Source organism: Stenotrophomonas sp. AGC87, from assembly GCF_057333975.1.
Map to the genome: position 1 here is coordinate 112,688 of NZ_JBHFHW010000029.1, position 16,516 is coordinate 129,203.

General features: G+C 66.6%; 18 protein-coding genes. 9 read left to right on the forward strand and 9 right to left on the reverse strand.

Annotation, left to right across the window (positions count from 1 at the left end):
- The first annotated feature begins 54 nt into the window (after positions 1–54).
- The gene (locus ACE026_RS10510) at positions 55–816 is read left to right on the forward strand and encodes a sulfite exporter TauE/SafE family protein (protein WP_486038951.1); all 762 of its coding nucleotides are present in this window, start codon (positions 55–57) and stop codon (positions 814–816) included.
- A gap of 39 nt (positions 817–855) precedes the next feature.
- Here the strand turns inward: ACE026_RS10510 and ACE026_RS10515 are convergent, their stop codons facing one another.
- The 9 genes from ACE026_RS10515 to ACE026_RS10555 form a co-directional block, all read right to left on the reverse strand.
- Positions 856–1,572, reverse strand: a complete 717-nt coding sequence (locus ACE026_RS10515; protein ID WP_486038952.1) for a haloacid dehalogenase-like hydrolase — start codon at positions 1,570–1,572, stop codon at positions 856–858.
- Entirely contained in the window at positions 1,569–2,363 is a 795-nt protein-coding gene (gene trpC / locus ACE026_RS10520) for an indole-3-glycerol phosphate synthase TrpC (protein ID WP_019185311.1), read from the reverse strand. Before trpC ends, ACE026_RS10515 begins: the two co-directional genes overlap by 4 nt.
- Positions 2,364–2,426: 63 nt before the next feature.
- Positions 2,427–3,464, reverse strand: a complete 1,038-nt coding sequence (trpD, locus tag ACE026_RS10525; protein ID WP_486038953.1) for an anthranilate phosphoribosyltransferase — start codon at positions 3,462–3,464, stop codon at positions 2,427–2,429.
- Positions 3,465–3,496: 32 nt separating this feature from the next.
- Entirely contained in the window at positions 3,497–4,075 is a 579-nt protein-coding gene (locus ACE026_RS10530; RefSeq protein ID WP_486038954.1) for an anthranilate synthase component II, read from the reverse strand.
- A gap of 75 nt (positions 4,076–4,150) precedes the next feature.
- Complete coding sequence (gene trpE, locus ACE026_RS10535; protein ID WP_319211983.1) at positions 4,151–5,626, reverse strand: anthranilate synthase component I; 1,476 nt, start codon at positions 5,624–5,626, stop codon at positions 4,151–4,153.
- 167 nt (positions 5,627–5,793) lie between these two features.
- Positions 5,794–6,726, reverse strand: a complete 933-nt coding sequence (yegS, locus tag ACE026_RS10540; RefSeq protein WP_486038955.1) for a lipid kinase YegS — start codon at positions 6,724–6,726, stop codon at positions 5,794–5,796.
- A 244-nt stretch (positions 6,727–6,970) separates the two neighbouring features.
- Positions 6,971–7,453 (reverse strand): GNAT family N-acetyltransferase, encoded by a 483-nt coding sequence (locus tag ACE026_RS10545; protein ID WP_486038956.1) that lies wholly within the window; start codon positions 7,451–7,453, stop codon positions 6,971–6,973.
- A gap of 12 nt (positions 7,454–7,465) precedes the next feature.
- Complete coding sequence (gene rpe, locus ACE026_RS10550; RefSeq protein ID WP_486038957.1) at positions 7,466–8,143, reverse strand: ribulose-phosphate 3-epimerase; 678 nt, start codon at positions 8,141–8,143, stop codon at positions 7,466–7,468.
- A 43-nt stretch (positions 8,144–8,186) separates the two neighbouring features.
- Complete coding sequence (locus tag ACE026_RS10555; RefSeq protein WP_123730837.1) at positions 8,187–8,516, reverse strand: J domain-containing protein; 330 nt, start codon at positions 8,514–8,516, stop codon at positions 8,187–8,189.
- A 143-nt stretch (positions 8,517–8,659) separates the two neighbouring features.
- On the opposite strand from ACE026_RS10555, the gene ACE026_RS10560 reads away from it, so the two are divergent.
- The 8 genes from ACE026_RS10560 to ACE026_RS10595 all read left to right on the forward strand — a co-directional run bounded on the left by ACE026_RS10560 (position 8,660) and on the right by ACE026_RS10595 (position 16,501).
- Complete coding sequence (locus ACE026_RS10560; protein WP_019185298.1) at positions 8,660–9,586, forward strand: phosphoribosylaminoimidazolesuccinocarboxamide synthase; 927 nt, start codon at positions 8,660–8,662, stop codon at positions 9,584–9,586.
- A gap of 135 nt (positions 9,587–9,721) precedes the next feature.
- Entirely contained in the window at positions 9,722–10,204 is a 483-nt protein-coding gene (locus ACE026_RS10565) for an Mpo1 family 2-hydroxy fatty acid dioxygenase (protein ID WP_486038958.1), read from the forward strand.
- Between the two features lie 359 nt (positions 10,205–10,563).
- Positions 10,564–13,392 carry a monovalent cation/H+ antiporter subunit A gene (locus ACE026_RS10570; protein ID WP_313211055.1) on the forward strand — a complete coding sequence of 943 codons (2,829 nt, stop codon included), beginning with the start codon at positions 10,564–10,566 and terminating at the stop codon, positions 13,390–13,392.
- Entirely contained in the window at positions 13,392–13,775 is a 384-nt protein-coding gene (locus tag ACE026_RS10575) for a Na+/H+ antiporter subunit C (protein ID WP_486038959.1), read from the forward strand. Before ACE026_RS10570 ends, ACE026_RS10575 begins: the two co-directional genes overlap by 1 nt.
- The gene (locus tag ACE026_RS10580) at positions 13,772–15,307 is read left to right on the forward strand and encodes a monovalent cation/H+ antiporter subunit D (protein ID WP_486038960.1); all 1,536 of its coding nucleotides are present in this window, start codon (positions 13,772–13,774) and stop codon (positions 15,305–15,307) included. Before ACE026_RS10575 ends, ACE026_RS10580 begins: the two co-directional genes overlap by 4 nt.
- On the forward strand, positions 15,304–15,810 hold the full coding sequence (locus ACE026_RS10585) for a Na+/H+ antiporter subunit E (RefSeq protein ID WP_486038961.1): 507 nt from the start codon (positions 15,304–15,306) through the stop codon (positions 15,808–15,810). The genes ACE026_RS10580 and ACE026_RS10585 overlap by 4 nt, the downstream gene beginning before the upstream one ends.
- A complete protein-coding gene (locus ACE026_RS10590) occupies positions 15,807–16,091 on the forward strand; it encodes a K+/H+ antiporter subunit F (RefSeq protein WP_070472350.1) in 285 nt (94 codons plus the stop codon). Before ACE026_RS10585 ends, ACE026_RS10590 begins: the two co-directional genes overlap by 4 nt.
- Positions 16,088–16,501, forward strand: a complete 414-nt coding sequence (locus tag ACE026_RS10595) for a Na+/H+ antiporter subunit G (protein ID WP_486038962.1) — start codon at positions 16,088–16,090, stop codon at positions 16,499–16,501. The genes ACE026_RS10590 and ACE026_RS10595 overlap by 4 nt, the downstream gene beginning before the upstream one ends.
- Positions 16,502–16,516 lie beyond the last annotated feature (15 nt).

Here is a 16,516-nt window from a genome sequence, read left to right on the forward strand (position 1 = left end):
GGGGGGCCGGCCGCCGGCCGGCACTCCCGCTCCATTTGCCGCTAGGCTGTCGGCATGGAGCTTGGCAGCGAATTCTATTGGTTCATCCTGATCGGCCTCGGCGCGCAGCTGATCGATGGCGCGCTGGGCATGGCCTTCGGGCTGGTCTCTTCCTCGGTACTGCTCAGCATGGGCCTGCCGCCCGCCGCGGTCAGCGCCAGCATCCATACCGCGGAAGTCTTCACCACCGGGGCTTCCGGGGTCTCGCACCTGGTCGCGGGCAATGTGGACCGCCGGCTGTTCCTGCGCCTGGCGCTGCCCGGCGCCGTCGGCGGGGTGGTCGGCGCCTACGTGCTGACCCAGCTGCCCGGCGACGTGATCCGCCCCTTCATCTATATGTATCTGCTGGTGCTGGCGATCTTCATCCTGCTGCGCGCGGCCGGCCGGATGCTGCCGGCCCAGGAAGTGAAGCGCGTCCCGCTGCTGGGCTTCGTGGCCGGCCTGCTGGATGCCAGTGGCGGTGGCGGCTGGGGCCCGGTGGCGACGTCCACCCTGCTCGCACGCGGCGGCAAGGCCCGCACCACCATCGGCACGGTCAATGCCGCCGAGTTCGTGGTGACCCTGGCGGTGTCGATCACGTTCCTGCTGACGATGGGCGTTCAGTACCTGAACATCGTCGCCGGCCTGCTGATCGGCGGGATGATGGCCGCGCCAGTTGCCGCGATTCTGGTCAAGAACGTCAAGGAACGCTGGGTACTGATCGCCGTCGGCGTACTGGTGCTCGGCATCAGCCTGTTCCAGATCGGCCATGCCATCGTGCAGTGGCGCGCAGGCTGAGCCGGACGCGACACCGTTTCAGGGGATTTCAGCGTTGAATCAGACCGGATCGCCGGCCCGATCCACGCAGCCCCAGTTGAGCACCGGGGTGCCCGGCGGCAGCACCTGGCGGAAATAGTCCACCCGTGACGCCTTGGGGTTGACCACCACCGGCGCCGTCGCGGCCAGCAGCAGCGGCAGGTCGGCGCTGCTGTCGGAATAGGCGACATCGATCTCGCCATAGCCGCGCTCGCGCAGCATCCGCATCTTTTCTTCGTTATGGCAGTGGCGGGTGGCGATGACCGCGCCCAGGAACGGCCCGACCTCGCTGCCGATCACCGGCACGCCCTGGTGCGCCACGAAGGCCAGGATCGCGCGGGCCAGCTCAGGGGGGGCACCGGTGGCGACCACCACGCGGTCGCCGGCGGCGCGGTGACCCGCGAACACCTCCAGCGCCACGGGCAGCAGGCGGCGGCGGATATCGGCCTCGTGTTTGAGGACGTAGCGGTCGATCACCTTGTTGAACTCGCGCGCCCGGTGCAGGCCGAACGTGGCGATCCAGACATAGCCGGAGATGCCACGGCGACGGGTGGGCAGGAAGGCCACCAGCGGACCGAGCAACGGCGTGGCGACCAGGGCGGCCAGCAGCCGCAGCGGGTTGCGCTTGATCAGCCAGGCGAACAGATGGCTGCCGGAATCGCCATCGTACAGGGTGTGATCGAAATCGAAGACCACCAGCGGGGCGTCGTCGCGCGGCGTTGGGTAGATCGCTGTCATGCGCTGAAGAATAGCTGACGCAGGCCCTCGCCGGGCTCTTCCACGCGCATGAAGGCCTCACCGACCAGGAACGCGTTGACCCCCGCCTCGCGCATCACGCTGACATCGGCAGGGCCGAGGATGCCGCTTTCGGTGACCAGCAGGCGGTCGCGCGGCACGGCCTGGCGCATGTCCAGCGTGGTCTGCAGCGACACCTCGAAGGTACGCAGGTTGCGGTTGTTGATGCCGATCAGCGGCACCGGCACCTGGATGGCACGCTCGAGCTCGTCGATGTCATGCACTTCCACCAGCACGTCCATGCCCAGCTGCATGGCCAGGTCGGACAGCTCGGCCAGCTGGCGGTCGTCCAGTGCGGCCACGATCAGCAGGATGCAGTCCGCACCGAGCACGCGCGCTTCATACACCTGGTAGGCATCGATCACGAAGTCCTTGCGCAGCACCGGCAGCGTGCACGCTTCACGCGCCTGCTGCAGGTAGGCGTCGCTGCCCTGGAAGAAATCCACGTCGGTCAGCACAGACAGGCAGCTGGCCCCACCGAATTCGTAGCTCACCGCGATGTCGGCCGGATGGAAGTCCGGGCGGATCACGCCCTTGGACGGGCTGGCCTTCTTGATTTCGGCGATCACGGCCGGGTTGCCGGCAGTGATCGAGGCGCGCAGCGCATCAGCGAAGCCGCGCACGGGCGGAGCCTGCTCCACGCGCGCGATCAGTGCTTCAAGCGGCACCTGGGCCCGGCGTGCGGCGACTTCTTCGGCCTTGCGGGCCAGGATGGTATCGAGGATGTCGCTCATGTCATTGGGGTCCTGGAGGCCGGCCATTATCGACCAGCCCCGCTGAATTCTGAAAACGCGGGCTCAGACGGCGCCGCGGATGCGGCGGGTGGCGGCGACGTACTGCTCCATCCGCGAGCGCGCACTGCCATCGGCCAGCACCGCACGGGCACGGGCCAGACCATCGGCGATGCTGTCGGCGACACCGGCCACGTACAGCGCGGCGCCGGCATTGAGCGCCACGATGTCGAGCGCCGGGCCGGGCTGGTTGTCGAGCACACCGCGCAGCATCGCGATGGATTCCGCCGGGCTGTCCACCTTGAGGTTGCGGCTGGCCGACATCGCGATGCCGAAATCTTCCGGATGGATTTCGTACTCGCGCACCTTGCCGTCGCGCAGTTCGCCCACCAGCGTCCCGGCGCCGAGCGAGATCTCATCCATGTTGTCGCGGCCCCACACCACCAGCGCGCGTTCGGCACCGAGTTCGCGCAGCACGCGCGCCTGGATGCCGACCAGATCCGAATGGAACACGCCCATCAACACGTTGGTCGCGCCAACCGGATTGGTCAGCGGGCCGAGGATGTTGAAGATCGTGCGCACGCCCATCTCGCGGCGCACCGGCGCGACGACCTTCATCGCCGGGTGGTGCATCGGCGCGAACATGAAGCCGATACCGGTTTCGGTGATTGCACGCGCGACGTCCTCCGGCTGCAGATCGATGATCGCGCCCAGCGCTTCGACCGCATCGGCACTGCCGGACTTGGAGGAGACACTGCGGTTGCCATGCTTGGCCACCTTGGCCCCGGCCGCGGACACCACGAACATCGCGCAGGTGGAGATGTTGAAGGTGTGCGAGCCATCGCCACCGGTGCCGACGATATCCACCAGATGCGTTCTGTCTTCCACCGCCACCGCGAGGGCGAGCTCGCGCATCACGGGGGCGGCACCGGCGATTTCGCCGATGGTTTCCTTCTTGACCCGCAGGCCGGTCAGGATCGCGGCGGTCATCACCGGCGAGACTTCACCGCGCATGATCTGCCGCATCAGGTCGACCATTTCGTCGAAGAAGATTTCGCGGTGCTCGATGGTGCGCTGCAGGGCTTCCTGGGGGGAGAAGGTCATGCGGGGTCCTTTGTGATGCAGGTGCGGCGCGCTCAGCGCTGCAGGAAGTTCTTCAGCAGGGCGTGGCCATGCTCGGTGAGGATCGACTCGGGGTGGAACTGCACGCCCTCGACCGGATACTCGCGGTGGCGCAGGCCCATGATCTCTTCGATCGAGCCGTCCGCGTTCTCGGTCCAGGCGGTCATTTCCAGGCACGCCGGCAGCGTGGCCTTGTCCACCACCAGCGAGTGGTAGCGCGTGGCCTGGTAGCGGTCCGGCAGGCCGGCGAACACGCCCTTGCCTTCATGGCGGATCGGCGAGGTCTTGCCGTGCATGATGTTGGTGGCGCGGATGACATCACCGCCGTACACCTGGCCGATGCTCTGGTGGCCCAGGCACACGCCGAGGATCGGCGTGGTCGGGCCGAGCCGGCGGATCAACTCCAGCGACACGCCCGCTTCGTTTGGCGTGCACGGGCCGGGCGAAATCACGATGCGCTCGGGGGCGAGCGCGGCGATTTCATCGACGCTCAAGGCGTCGTTGCGCACCACCTTGACCTCGGCGCCCAGCGTCTGCAGGTACTGCACGAGGTTGTAGGTGAAGCTGTCGTAGTTGTCGAGCATCAACAACATGGTCAGGGTCCGTCTTGAATGGGGAAGTGGCGTGCACGCAACCGTGCACGTGTCAGGCAGTTCGGCAGCAGTGCCTTACAGGCCCTTGGCAGCCTGCGCGACCGCACGGAACAGCGCGCGGCCCTTGTTCATCGTCTCGTCCCATTCCTTGCCGGGATCGGAGTCGTAGACGATGCCGGCACCGGCCTGCACGTGCAGGCGGCCGTCCTTGATCACCGCAGTGCGGATCGCGATCGCGGTATCGGCATCGCCATGCCAGCCGATGTAGCCGATGCTGCCGGCGTAGACGTTGCGCTTGATCGGTTCCAGCTCGCGGATCACTTCCAGCGCGCGGATCTTCGGCGCACCGCTGACGGTGCCGGCCGGGAACGTCGCGCGCAGCACGTCGGCATAGCTCAGGCCCGGCTGCAGCTGCCCGGTGACTTCGCTGACGATGTGCATGACGTGGCTGTAGCGCTCGATCACGAACTGCTCGCCCACTTCCACCGTGCCGGCCTTCGACACACGGCCCGCATCATTTCGGCCGAGATCGATCAGCATCAGATGCTCGGCACGTTCCTTGGGATCGGCCAGCAGTTCGGCTTCGAGTGCGTTGTCTTCTTCGACCGTGGCGCCGCGCGGGCGGGTGCCGGCGATCGGACGCACGGTGACTTCCCCGTCCTGCAGACGCACCAGGATTTCCGGCGAGGAGCCGACCACCTGGACGTCGCCGGTGTCGAGGAAATACATGTACGGCGAGGGATTGAGCGCACGCAGCGCGCGGTAGACATCCACCGGGCGCGCCTTGAACGGAACGCTCAGGCGCTGGCTCAGCACCACCTGGAAGATGTCGCCGGCGCGGATGTATTCCTTGGATTTGTCGACTGCGGCGATGAAGCCTTCACGGGTGAAGCCGGAGACGAAATCGTTCTCGTCCAGCACGTCGCGGGTGATCGGTGCGGGGTAGCCGGCACCGGGCGCGCGCAGCTTGGCAACCAGCGCATCCAGCTTGGCCTGGGCATCCTCCCATGCACCGGGCTGACCCGGGTCGGCATGCACGATCAGGTACAGGCGGCCCTTGAGGTTGTCGAACACCGCCAGCTCTTCGGAGTGCAGCAGCAGGATGTCCGGCGTGCCCAGCTCGTCGCGGCCCCGCGGCGGTGCCAGGCGCGGTTCGATATAACCGATGCACTCAAAGCCGAACCAGCCGACCAGGCCACCGGTGAAGCCGGGCAGACCGGCCAGCTTGGGCACCGAATGAGCGCTGCGCAGCGCTTCGACCTCGGTGAACGGATCGGCGACCTCGCGGGTTTCCACCACGGTGCCGGACTCGCTGATGGTCAGGGTGTGGCCGTGGAAGGCATACACCCGGCGCGCCGGCAGGCCGATGATGGAATAGCGCCCGAAGCGTTCGCCGCCCTCGACCGATTCAAACAGATAGGTATGCGGGCCGTCGGCGAGCTTCAGATAGACCGACAGCGGCGTGTCCAGGTCGGACAGCACTTCACGGACGACGGGGATGCGGGTGTGGCCTTCAGCGGCCTGCTGCTGGAACTGCTCGAGCGTAATCAAGACGACTTTCCTTCCGGGAAACGGCGGTGGCGGGACGGACGACGGCAACAGGCCACCATCGCCACCAACGGCGAGCGGAAGAAAGGGTATGCGGGGTCGTCAGAATGGACACCCGGCGACTGTACCGCATTGACGGCACCGGATGGAACCCGGCGCCGCCCCGCGCATCAGCCACGCGACAGCAGCGGGCTGTCCGGCGCCACATGCAGGTTGACCCGGCCCGGCACGCAGTCGATGCGGAAGTGCCGGGCCTGGACCGGTTCGCCATCCAGATTGAGGGTCAGCGGCGCCTCGGCCTCGATCTCCACCCACGGCGCCTGCACACGTTCGGCCACCTGCTCCAGCGCGCCGCGCTTGCCACCTTTGACCAGCGCGGCAAAGGTGGAGGCGACCTCCCCGCTCAGCTCCGGGATCACCGTGATATCGAGCAGACCATCGTCGATCAGGGCCTCCGGACACAGCACCTGCCCGCCGCCGGCCTGACGGCCATTGCCCACGCCGAGTGCGATGAAACCACCGGCCCATTCGAACCCCGGCGCCCGGACCCGTGCCTGGATCGGATCGATCCGCCCCAGCCGCGATACCCCCGTGACCAGGTAGGCCAGCCCGCCGAGCACTTTCTTCAAGCCTTCATCGGTCTCCACCGTGACCTCGGTGCCGAAACCGCCACTGGCCACATTCGCGCACCACCACACCTTGCCATCGGCATCAATGCGCAGCAGATCGACCGGCCGGGCCGGCGCATGCATGATCAGCTCCAGCGCCGCCAACGGTGCATCGGGAATCTCCGCTGCGGTGGCGAAATCATTGGCGGTGCCCAATGGCAACAACCCCAGCGACGGCAGCGCGTCGGCGGCCTCTTCCCGGTGCGCCAGCGTCTCGGCCACCTCACTGAGCGTGCCATCACCGCCGGCCGCGATGATCGTATCCACCCCGTGGGCGATCGCCTCGGCTACATAGCGCTCGGCATCGCCCGATTCCCAGGTCACCCGTACCTCCAGCTGCACCCCGCGCTCACGCAGCGCCGCCACCGCCTCGCGCACATCCTCATTGCCGGTGGCCTTGCCGTTGAGGATCAAACGCCAATGGGGACGGCTCATGCGGTACTTCCAGGGAGTGGGGAAGCGAAGGCTAGCAGCGGATGGCGTGGCCGCCGGTGAACGTCATCAAAGCGTCACCAAGTACCCGGAGAATGGGAGGCCATAGCAAGGAAGATGGATGGAGGCAGGATCAGCCTCCCGCTATTCCCAGGGCCGCATCCGCAATGGTGCGGTCTTTTTTTGACCCGCCAGAAGCGCAGCCGACCAACGGTCGGCTCTACCGTGTTGGGTTGGCTGCGGATGCTCAGCCGTCGGCGAAGGTCCGCAGCGCCTCGCCTTCCATCCGGTATACCGTCCATTCGCTCTGCGGCTTCGCGCCTGCGGCCGTGTAGAACTGGATCGCCGGTTCGTTCCAGTCCAGCACCGACCACTCGAACCGCCCACAGTTTTCGGCCACGGCGATGCGCGCGATGTGCTGCAGCAGCGCCTTGCCGGCGCCGCTGCCGCGCTTTTCCGGGCTGACGTACAGATCTTCCAGATAGATCCCGTTACGGCCCAGCCACGTCGAGTAGTTGTAGAAATACACCGCATACCCGATGGCCACGCCGTCGGCTTCGCAGATCAGCGCATGCGCCTTCGCATCGGGCCCGAACAGACTCGCACGGATGCCCGCTTCGTCGGTCTGCACCGACGACTCGGCCTTCTCATAGATCGCCAGCTCGCGGATGAAGCGCAGGATCAGCCCCGCATCCTCGGCGGTGGCCACGCGGATGGTCACGGCAGCCACCGACCCCATGGCTCAGCCCCGCGCCGCGGCGACGTTGCCGCGCATCTGCGCGATGATGTCCTGGTAGCTGGTCTTCGCATTGAAGATCGCCGAGCCGGCCACGAACGTATCGGCACCGGCCGCCGCGATGGCACCGATGTTGTCGGCCTTCACGCCACCGTCGATCTCCAGGCGGATGTCCTTGCCACTGGCATCGATCTTCTGGCGGATCGCGCGCACCTTGTCCAGCGCCGAGGGAATGAACGCCTGGCCGCCGAAGCCCGGATTGACCGACATCACCAGCACCAGGTCCAGGTCATCGAGCACCCAGTCCAGGATGTCCACCGGCGTGGCCGGATTGAGCACCACGCCCGGCTTGCAGCCCAGCGAACGGATCAGCTGGATCGTGCGGTGCACGTGGCGGCTCGCCTCCGGATGGAAGCTGATGTACGTCGCGCCGGCCTCGGCGAAATCCGGAATGATGCGGTCCACCGGCTCCACCATCAGATGCACGTCGATCGGTGCGGTGACGCCGTGCTTGCGCAGCGCCTGGCAGACCAGCGGGCCGATGGTCAGATTCGGCACGTAATGGTTGTCCATCACATCGAAATGCACCCAGTCGGCGCCGGCCGCGAGCACGTTGTCCACTTCCTCGCCCAGGCGGGCGAAATCGGCGGACAGAATGGAGGGAGCAATGATGCAGTTGGACATGGCCGGGGCCTTCAGGAGGTGGAAAGGGGGGCGCCGCGCGGTATCAGCGCTTGCGCAGGGTCTTGATGCGGTCGTAGGCGGCATTGAGCTGGCGCGACTTGCGCTCGGCCTGCTGGCGCAGCTCCGGCGCCGCGCCGACCACCTTGTCCGGGTGGTACTGGGACATCAGCCGGCGGTAGGCCAGGTCGATCTCCGCATCGGTCGCCTCGGAGGTCAGCCCCAGCTCGCGGTAGGGGTTTTCCCTGTTCAGCCGGAACCAGTCGGCATCGAAGGCATGCCCCAGCAACAGCCCGACCACGGCACCGAACAGCGGATTGGGCCTGAACAACAGGGCGCCGGCGATGAATCCGAGCAGTTTTCCGTACCAGCGCATGGTGGTCTGGGCAGCCAAGGCGACAAAGGATCCTCATTTTACGTCACAGCGGGCCCAACCCGCTTTACACTAGGCCGCCCGCTGTCTGTGCGGGCCCTCCGGGTCCCCTGGACAGCTGTCATGACGAAGCCTCAGGAGTGCCCGTGCCGACCACGTTGTTGCAATCCGATCTCCCCGGCCTGCCCTTGCGCCATCGCGGCAAGGTGCGTGATGTTTTCGACATTCCGCGCGACCGGCTCCCCGCCGGCACTCCGCCGGGGGACTACCTGCTGATGGTCGCCACCGACCGTCTGTCAGCCTTCGACGTGGTGCTCCCCGACCCGATCCCCGGCAAGGGCGAGATGCTCTGCCAGGTCTCGAACTTCTGGTTCGCCAAGACCGCGCACCTGATGCCCAACCACCTGACCGGCATCGATGTCGCCAGCGTGCTGCCCGAGGGTGTCGACCCGGCCCTGTACGCCAAGCGCGCGGTGGTCACCCGCAAGCTCAAGCCGGTGCCGGTCGAGGCGATCGCCCGTGGCTACCTGATCGGCAGCGGCTGGAAGGACTACCAGCGCACCGGCAAGATCAGCGGCATCGAGCTGCCCGACGGCCTGCGCCAGGCCGAACAGCTGCCCGAACCGATCTTCACCCCCTCGACCAAGGCCGCCGTCGGCGACCATGACGAGAACATCGATTTCGATGCGATGGTGAAGGCGGTCGGTGCGGACCTGGCCGAGCGCGTGCGCGATGCCACCCTGCGCATCTATGCCTTCGCCGCCGATTACGCCCGCGAGCGCGGCATCATTCTGGCCGACACCAAGTTCGAGTTCGGTACCGATGCCGATGGCCGTCTGTACATCATGGACGAGATGCTGACCCCGGATTCCTCGCGCTACTGGCCGGCCGACGAGTACGAGGTGGGCACCAGCCCGCCGAGCTACGACAAGCAGTTCGTGCGCGATTACCTGGAGACGCTGGACTGGGGCAAGACCGCCCCGGGCCCGAGCATCCCGGCCGAGATCATCGAGCGCACCCGCGCCAAGTACGCCGAGGCGCTGCAGCGTCTGGCCGGCATCTCGGTCGACTGACCGGCACGGCGTTCCCCGGCCCTGCGCCGGGGAGCGCGGTTTTCGATGCAGGGGCCATGTCGGGCAGCCGATGGAAGGCAGCCGACCAACAGCCGGCTCTACCGGCGGTATGCTCTGCAGATCCTGGGAGGGAACATGGCCACCACCACTGTCGCACGCCAGATCGACCGCTATTTCGCCAGTTATTCCGACGACCACCGCAATGCGCTGAACCAGCGCATCCACGTCGTGGCCGTCCCGGCGATCGCGTGGTCGGTGATTGCCCTGCTGTGGTGTCTGCCGCCGCTGATCACCTGGTTCCAGAACGGGATCTGGGCCGGCCTGGCGATGTTCGCCGCCTGGTGCTTCTACAACCGCCTCTCGCGCACGCTGGGCTACGGCATGCTGACGTTCTTCTTCGTCAGCGGCTGCGTCTGCCGGCTGCTGGAAGCCGAGATCGGCCTGGTGAATCTGTTCTGGCTGGCCCTGGGCGTCTTCGCCGTGGCCTGGGTCGCGCAGTTCATCGGCCACAAGCATGAAGGCCGCAAGCCGAGCTTCCTGACCGACCTGGTCTACCTGCTGATCGGCCCGCTGTGGGTGCTGGCCAAGCTCTACCGCCGGATGGGTTGGCGCTACTGACCGCTTTTTCCTGAACGAGCGAGGACGCTCACCAGCAGTCCACGCCGGACCGTCCAGCATCGGCCCCAGTGGCCTTTCGAGCGACGGTCACCGTTCATCTTCGTGCACATCCACGCGGTCCCGCAGGCCCTGCAACGTCTGGTTCCGGACCCGTTTCGACGGGCCCCGGGAGGCCACAGTCAGCAAAGTCGCCAGCGGCTCTCCATACGGCCGCCGACGCGCCCGAATGGGACCACGCGCTGCGCGGAAAAAATGAATCAGCGCACGTTACATGCAATTGGGGGCGTATTCGGGTGTATCGGCAGCAATTGCCTGCCTGTTAGACTGAACGACCTGCTCGTGAATCCCGCATTCCCTGCATGAATCCTAGTCTGCTCCTGCTGCTCGCCCTGCCCTTCCTGATGGCAGTGGCCGTCGCTTCATTCCGCCGCACCTCCCGCTCCACGGCCGCCTGGGTAGCCGCGGCCGCTCCGCTGGGAGGACTGGCGCTGTTGGCGACGATGACCCCGGCCATCATGGACGGCGGGATCGTCCGCAGTTACGGGGAGTGGATACCGCAGATCGGCCTGGCCTTCTCGCTGCGCCTGGACGGCCTGGCCTGGATGTTCGCCGGCATGGTGCTGGCCATCGGTGCGCTGGTGGTGATGTACGCCCACTACTACCTCAGTGCCCGCGACAGCGCCCACCGTTTCTACTGCTACCTGCTGCTGTTCATGGGCGCCATGCTGGGCATGGTGCTCTCGGGCAACCTGTTGCTGTTGATGGTGTTCTGGGAAATGACCAGCATCAGCTCGTTCCTGCTGATCGGCTTCTGGTCGCACCGTCAGGATGCCCGCGAGGGCGCCCGGATGGCCCTGGTGGTCACCGGCGGCGGCGGCCTGGCCCTGCTCGGCGGCGTGCTGCTGATCGGCCGCATCGTGGGCAGCTTCGAACTGGATGCGGTGCTCGCCGCCGGCGATCTGATCCGCGCCAGTTCGCTGTACCCGTATGCCCTGTTCCTGGTCCTGGCCGGCATCTTCACCAAGAGCGCCCAGTTCCCGTTCCACTTCTGGCTGCCGCACGCGATGGCCGCCCCGACGCCGGTCTCGGCCTACCTGCATTCGGCGACGATGGTCAAAGCCGGCGTGTTCCTGCTGGCACGGTTGCACCCGGCGCTGGCCGGCACCGATCTGTTCTTCTATACGGTCAGCGGCATCGGGGCGATCACCCTGCTGATCGGCGCCTGGAACGCGATCTTCCAGCATGACCTCAAAGGCCTGCTGGCCTATTCGACGATCTCCCATCTGGGCCTGATCACCATGCTGTTCGGGCTGTCCACGCCGATGGCGGTGGTGGCCGGCGTGTTCCACATCCTCAACCACGCCACCTTCAAGGCCTCGCTGTTCATGGCCGCCGGCATCATCGACCACGAAACCGGCACCCGTGACATGCGCAAGCTGGGCGGGTTGCGGCGGTTGATGCCGATCACCAGCGCGCTGGCGATCATCGCCTCGCTGGCAATGGCCGGTATTCCGCTGCTCAACGGCTTCCTGTCCAAGGAAATGCTGTTCGCCGAGGCGCTGACCGCGGGCGGCCCGGAAACCATGCGCGTGGTGATGTCGATCGCCGCGCTGCTGGCCGGCGTGTTCGGCGTGGCCTACAGCCTGCGCTTCGTGCACGACACCTTCTTCGGCAAAGGCCCGCACGATCTGGACCGCGTCCCGCATGAGCCGCCGCGCTTCATGAAGGTGCCGGTGGAGATCCTGGTCGTGGTCTGCGTGGCCGTCGGCGTCGCCCCGGCGATCACCATCGCGCCGGTGCTGCATGCCGCCGCGTCGTCGATCCTGGGCGCGGCAATGCCGGCCTACAGCCTCTCGGTCTGGCACGGTTTCAATACCCCGTTGATGATGAGCATCGCCGGCGTGATCGGCGGTATCGCGTTGTACTTCGGCCTGCGCCGCCTGATCAACCTGCATGCGGTGGTCAGCCGCAGCATCGGCCGCAACCTGTTCCACAAGCAGCTGGACCTGGTGTTCGGCTTCGCCCACCGGCTCACCCAGGGCCTGGCCAACGGCAGCCTGCAGCGCATGCTGATGGCGCTGGTGGTGGTGGCGATCATCGTCGCCGCCGCGCCGTTCGTGGCCAACCCGGCCTCGCCCAACTGGCCCTCGCCGCAGCCGATCCCGCTGCTGGGCTGGGCGCTGTGGCTGGTGATGATGGCCTGCGCGCTGGGCGCACTGTTTGTCTACCGGCAGCGCCTGCTGGCGGTGCTGGTGGTCGGCGGCGTCGGCCTGATGGTCTCGCTGACCTTCGTGTTCCTCTCCGCGCCCGATCTGGCGCTGACCCAGCTGCTGGTGGAGATGGTCACCCTGGTGCTGATGCTGCTGGGCATGAACTACCTGCCGATCCAGTCGCCGCCGGAAAAGTCGGTCTGGCGCAAGCGGCGCGATGCGGTGATCGCGATCGTCGCCGGTGGCGGCCTGGCCGCGATGGCCTACACCGCCATGACGTTGCCGCCCAACACCATGGCCGGCGAGCTGCTGGCGCGCGCGCTGCCGGAGGCGTATGGGCAGAACGTGGTCAACGTGATCCTGGTCGACTTCCGTGGCTTTGATACCTTCGGTGAGATCACCGTGTTCGGCATCGCCGCGCTGGTGGTGCACGCCATGCTGCGCCGCTCGCGGATGGCGCCGGAACAGATCATGCCCGGCCCGCCGATCAAGCTGCCGGTGCCGGCCGATCTGGCCCAGATCATGTTCCCGCTCACCCTGACCGTCTCGATCTTCCTGTTCCTGCGCGGCCACAACGCGCCCGGCGGCGGCTTCATCGCCGGCCTGGTGCTGGCTGTGCCGCTGCTGATCCAGTACGTCATCCAGGGCACCACCTCGGTGGAATCACGCTTCGGCTTCGATTACATCCGCTGCATCGGTGCCGGTCTGCTGATCGCCATCCTCAGTGGCTGCGCGTCGATGCTGTTCGGCGTGCCGTTCCTGACCAGCGGCCATCTGGACCTGCACATTCCGCTGATCGGCGAGGTGCCGCTGGCCAGTGCGATCGGCTTCGATACCGGCGTGTACCTGGTGGTGTTCGGCGGTGTGATGCTGATGCTCTCGATGATGGGCACGATCAAGCCCTCGCGCACCCGCAATGCCCGTAAAGGCGAAATCGATCCCAACCGCCGTTCGGCAAAAACCGGGGAGATGCACTGATGGAACTGGCTCTGGCAAGCGCCATCGGCGTACTGAGCGCGATCGGCATCTACCTGTTGCTGCGCGCGCGCAGCTTCGATGTGATCCTCGGCATGACCTTCCTGTCGTATGCGACCAACCTGCTGATCTTTGCCGGCGGCCGGCTGGTGCAGGGCAAGGCGCCGGTGCTGCGTGAGGGTATCGACAGCGATCTGGGCAACTACACCGATCCGCTGCCGCAGGCGCTGGTGTTGACCGCCATTGTGATTGCGTTCGCGATGACGGCGGTCAGCATCGTGCTGGCGATGCGCAGCCGCAGCGACAACCACAGCGACCACGTGGACGCGCACGAAGAAGAAGCGCTTCCTGCCGATACCGCGCCGGGCCGGGAGGGCGGCGCATGAACCATGCGGTGATCCTGCCCATCCTGATTCCGCTGTTCGGCGCGGCCTGCTCGCTGTTCGTCGAGCACCGCCGCTACGGGCCGAAGGTGCAGCGCACAGTGGCATGGACCACGCTGACCGCGCTCGCCGCCGCGGTCGCGCTGCTGTTCGCGCAGACCGCTGACGGCAGCATTGCGGTGTACCTGCTGGGTGACTGGCCCTCGCGCCTGGGCATCGCGCTGGTGGCCGACCGCCTCTCGGCCTGGATGCTGGTGACCACACTGCTGCTGGCCATCCCCTGCCTGCTGCACGCCTGTTCGGGCTGGGACCGCCGCGCGCCGCACTTCCATGCGTTGTTCCAGTTCCAGCTGGTCGGCCTCAACGGCGCGTTCCTGACCGGCGATATCTTCAATCTGTTCGTGTTCTTCGAGGTGATGCTGATCGCCTCCTACGGTCTGCTGCTCAGCGGCGGGCGCGGCCTGCGCATGCGCATCGGCCTGCACTACGTGGTGTTCAACGTCACCGCCTCGACCCTGTTCCTGATCGCACTCGGCCTGCTGTACGCCTCGCTGGGCTCGCTCAACATGGCCGAACTGTCCCAGCGCATTGCTGAAGTACCGGCCTCGCACCTGACCCTGGTCAAGGCGACCATGGGGCTGTTGCTGCTGGTGTTCTGCAGCAAGGCTGCGCTGATGCCGCTGTACCTGTGGCTGCCCGAAGCGTATGCGCGTGCGCCGGCCGCGGTGGCGGCACTGTTCGCGATCATGACCAAGGTTGGCCTGTACGCGGTGCTGCGGGTCAGCACGCTGTGGTTCGGCGAGGGTGCCGGCCCGATGGCCGGCTACGGCAGCCAGTGGCTGCTCTGGGCCGGTGTGGCCACCCTCGTGCTGGGCGGCCTGGGCGTGCTCGCTGCGGCGCGCCTGCGCGTGCTGATCTCCTACCTGGTGGTGGTCTCGGCGGCGACGCTGTTCATCGCCTTCTCGGTGCGCACACCCGAAGTCCTCTCGGCCGGCCTGTACTACCTGCCGCACAGCACCTTCGTGGCCGCCGCGCTGTTCCTCATTGCCGATCTGATCCGCCGCCGCCGTGGCGGTGCCAGCGATCGCAAGGAAGTCATCGCGCCGATGCCGGGCAAGGAGACGCCTGCGGTGCTGTTCCTGATCGGTGCGGTCTCGGTCGCGGGGTTGCCGCCGTTGTCCGGCTTCATGGCCAAGGCCGCGCTGCTGGCCGGTATGCCGGCGCAGTACACCTGGGCGGTGTGGGCCGCGGTGCTGGGCAGCAGCCTGATGGTGATCGTCGGCCTGACCCGTGGCGGCATCCGCCTGTTCTGGCGCGTGCCGGTGGTTGAAGAAGGCGCACCCAAGCCGCGCAAGGCGCCGACGCGCACCGTGGAATTGTTCGCCGCCGCGCTGCTGCTCAGCTATGGCATCGCGATGAGCGTGTTCGCCGGCCCGCTGATGCAGCACACCGATGCGATGGCCACCCAGCTGCTGCAGCCCCAGGACTATGTGGGTGAACTGCGCGCCACCACGCCGGAGATCCGCCAGCCATGACCGGCAAGCCTTCCCTGTACAAGCGCATCCTGCCCTCGCCCTCGCTGAGCGTGATGGTGGTGGCGTTCTGGCTGTTGATGTCCGACAGCTTCACTCTGGGCCAGTTCGTGCTCGGCATGATCCTGGGCGTGGTGGTGCCGCTGTTCGCCGCCCGGCTGGATCGCGAGTTCGCGCGGATCGGCTCGCTCAAGCCCCTCCCCAAACTGTTGTTCGTGACCCTGTGGGACATCCTGATCTCCAATATCCGGGTGGCGATCCAGGTGCTGGGGCCGGAGCGCCGCATCCACCCCGGCTTCATCTGGCTGCCGCTGGATATCGCCAACATCCACGGCATCGCCGCGCTCACCAGCATGATCACGCTGACCCCGGGCACGGTCTCGGCCGCGTTGTCCGATGACCGCAGGTATCTGCTGGTGCACGTGCTGCATCTGGATGATCCGGATGAACTGATCCGGCAGATCAAATCCCGCTACGAAGCCCCGCTGATGGAGATTTTCCCATGACCGGATACATGTTCATCCAGACCACGATGGTGGTGTGCATGCACGTGGTCGGCCTGGCCATGCTGCTGGCCACCTGGCGCCTGCTGCGCGGCCCCACCGTGCCTGATCGCATCCTTGCGCTGGACACCTTGTCGGTGACGGCCATCGCTGAACTCATGTTGTTCGGCATGTACCTCAACTCGGCGGTGTACTTCGAAGCGGCGCTGATCATCGCCATGCTCGGCTTCGGCAGCACGGTGGTGCTGAGCAAGTTCGTGCTGCGCCGGGACATCGTCGAATGATCACCTTCATCCAGATCGTGCTGTCGATCCTGCTGCTGTTCGGCTGCTTCTTCATCCTGGTCGGCGCGCTCGGCCTGGTGAAGCTCTCCACCTTCTTCAAGCGCCTGCACGCACCGACCAAGGCCAGCACGCTGGGCGTGGGCTGCGTGCTGGTTGGCTCGGTCTGTTATCACATCTTCCTCGGTGAAGATCCGCAGCCGCGTGAGCTGCTGATCACCGTGTTCCTGTTCATCACCGCGCCGATCAGCGCGCACATGATGGCGAAGGCCGCGTTGTCGTTGCTGATGGAAACCCGACCGGACCTGCCGGGCCACAAGACCGCCAAGGAAGAACAATTGCCGCCGCCGGAGCCGCGTCATCCGGGCGACACCGAGGGTGCCAAGGCCCCCGTTTCCCGCGACAACCAGTAGAGGCGACCGTTGGTC

Excerpts from the sequence above, each read along its gene's own strand:
- ACE026_RS10510 (WP_486038951.1), top strand. The coding sequence starts at position 55 with ATGGAGCTTGGCAGCGAATTCTATTGGTTCATCCTGATCGGCCTCGGC.
- ACE026_RS10515 (WP_486038952.1), bottom strand. The coding sequence starts at position 1,572 with ATGACAGCGATCTACCCAACGCCGCGCGACGACGCCCCGCTGGTGGTC.
- trpC (WP_019185311.1), bottom strand. The coding sequence starts at position 2,363 with ATGAGCGACATCCTCGATACCATCCTGGCCCGCAAGGCCGAAGAAGTC.
- trpD (WP_486038953.1), bottom strand. The coding sequence starts at position 3,464 with ATGACCTTCTCCCCCCAGGAAGCCCTGCAGCGCACCATCGAGCACCGC.
- ACE026_RS10530 (WP_486038954.1), bottom strand. The coding sequence starts at position 4,075 with ATGTTGTTGATGCTCGACAACTACGACAGCTTCACCTACAACCTCGTG.
- yegS (WP_486038955.1), bottom strand. The coding sequence starts at position 6,726 with ATGAGCCGTCCCCATTGGCGTTTGATCCTCAACGGCAAGGCCACCGGC.
- rpe (WP_486038957.1), bottom strand. The coding sequence starts at position 8,143 with ATGTCCAACTGCATCATTGCTCCCTCCATTCTGTCCGCCGATTTCGCC.
- ACE026_RS10555 (WP_123730837.1), bottom strand. The coding sequence starts at position 8,516 with ATGCGCTGGTACGGAAAACTGCTCGGATTCATCGCCGGCGCCCTGTTG.
- ACE026_RS10565 (WP_486038958.1), top strand. The coding sequence starts at position 9,722 with ATGGCCACCACCACTGTCGCACGCCAGATCGACCGCTATTTCGCCAGT.
- ACE026_RS10570 (WP_313211055.1), top strand. The coding sequence starts at position 10,564 with ATGAATCCTAGTCTGCTCCTGCTGCTCGCCCTGCCCTTCCTGATGGCA.
- ACE026_RS10575 (WP_486038959.1), top strand. The coding sequence starts at position 13,392 with ATGGAACTGGCTCTGGCAAGCGCCATCGGCGTACTGAGCGCGATCGGC.
- ACE026_RS10580 (WP_486038960.1), top strand. The coding sequence starts at position 13,772 with ATGAACCATGCGGTGATCCTGCCCATCCTGATTCCGCTGTTCGGCGCG.
- ACE026_RS10585 (WP_486038961.1), top strand. The coding sequence starts at position 15,304 with ATGACCGGCAAGCCTTCCCTGTACAAGCGCATCCTGCCCTCGCCCTCG.
- ACE026_RS10590 (WP_070472350.1), top strand. The coding sequence starts at position 15,807 with ATGACCGGATACATGTTCATCCAGACCACGATGGTGGTGTGCATGCAC.
- ACE026_RS10595 (WP_486038962.1), top strand. The coding sequence starts at position 16,088 with ATGATCACCTTCATCCAGATCGTGCTGTCGATCCTGCTGCTGTTCGGC.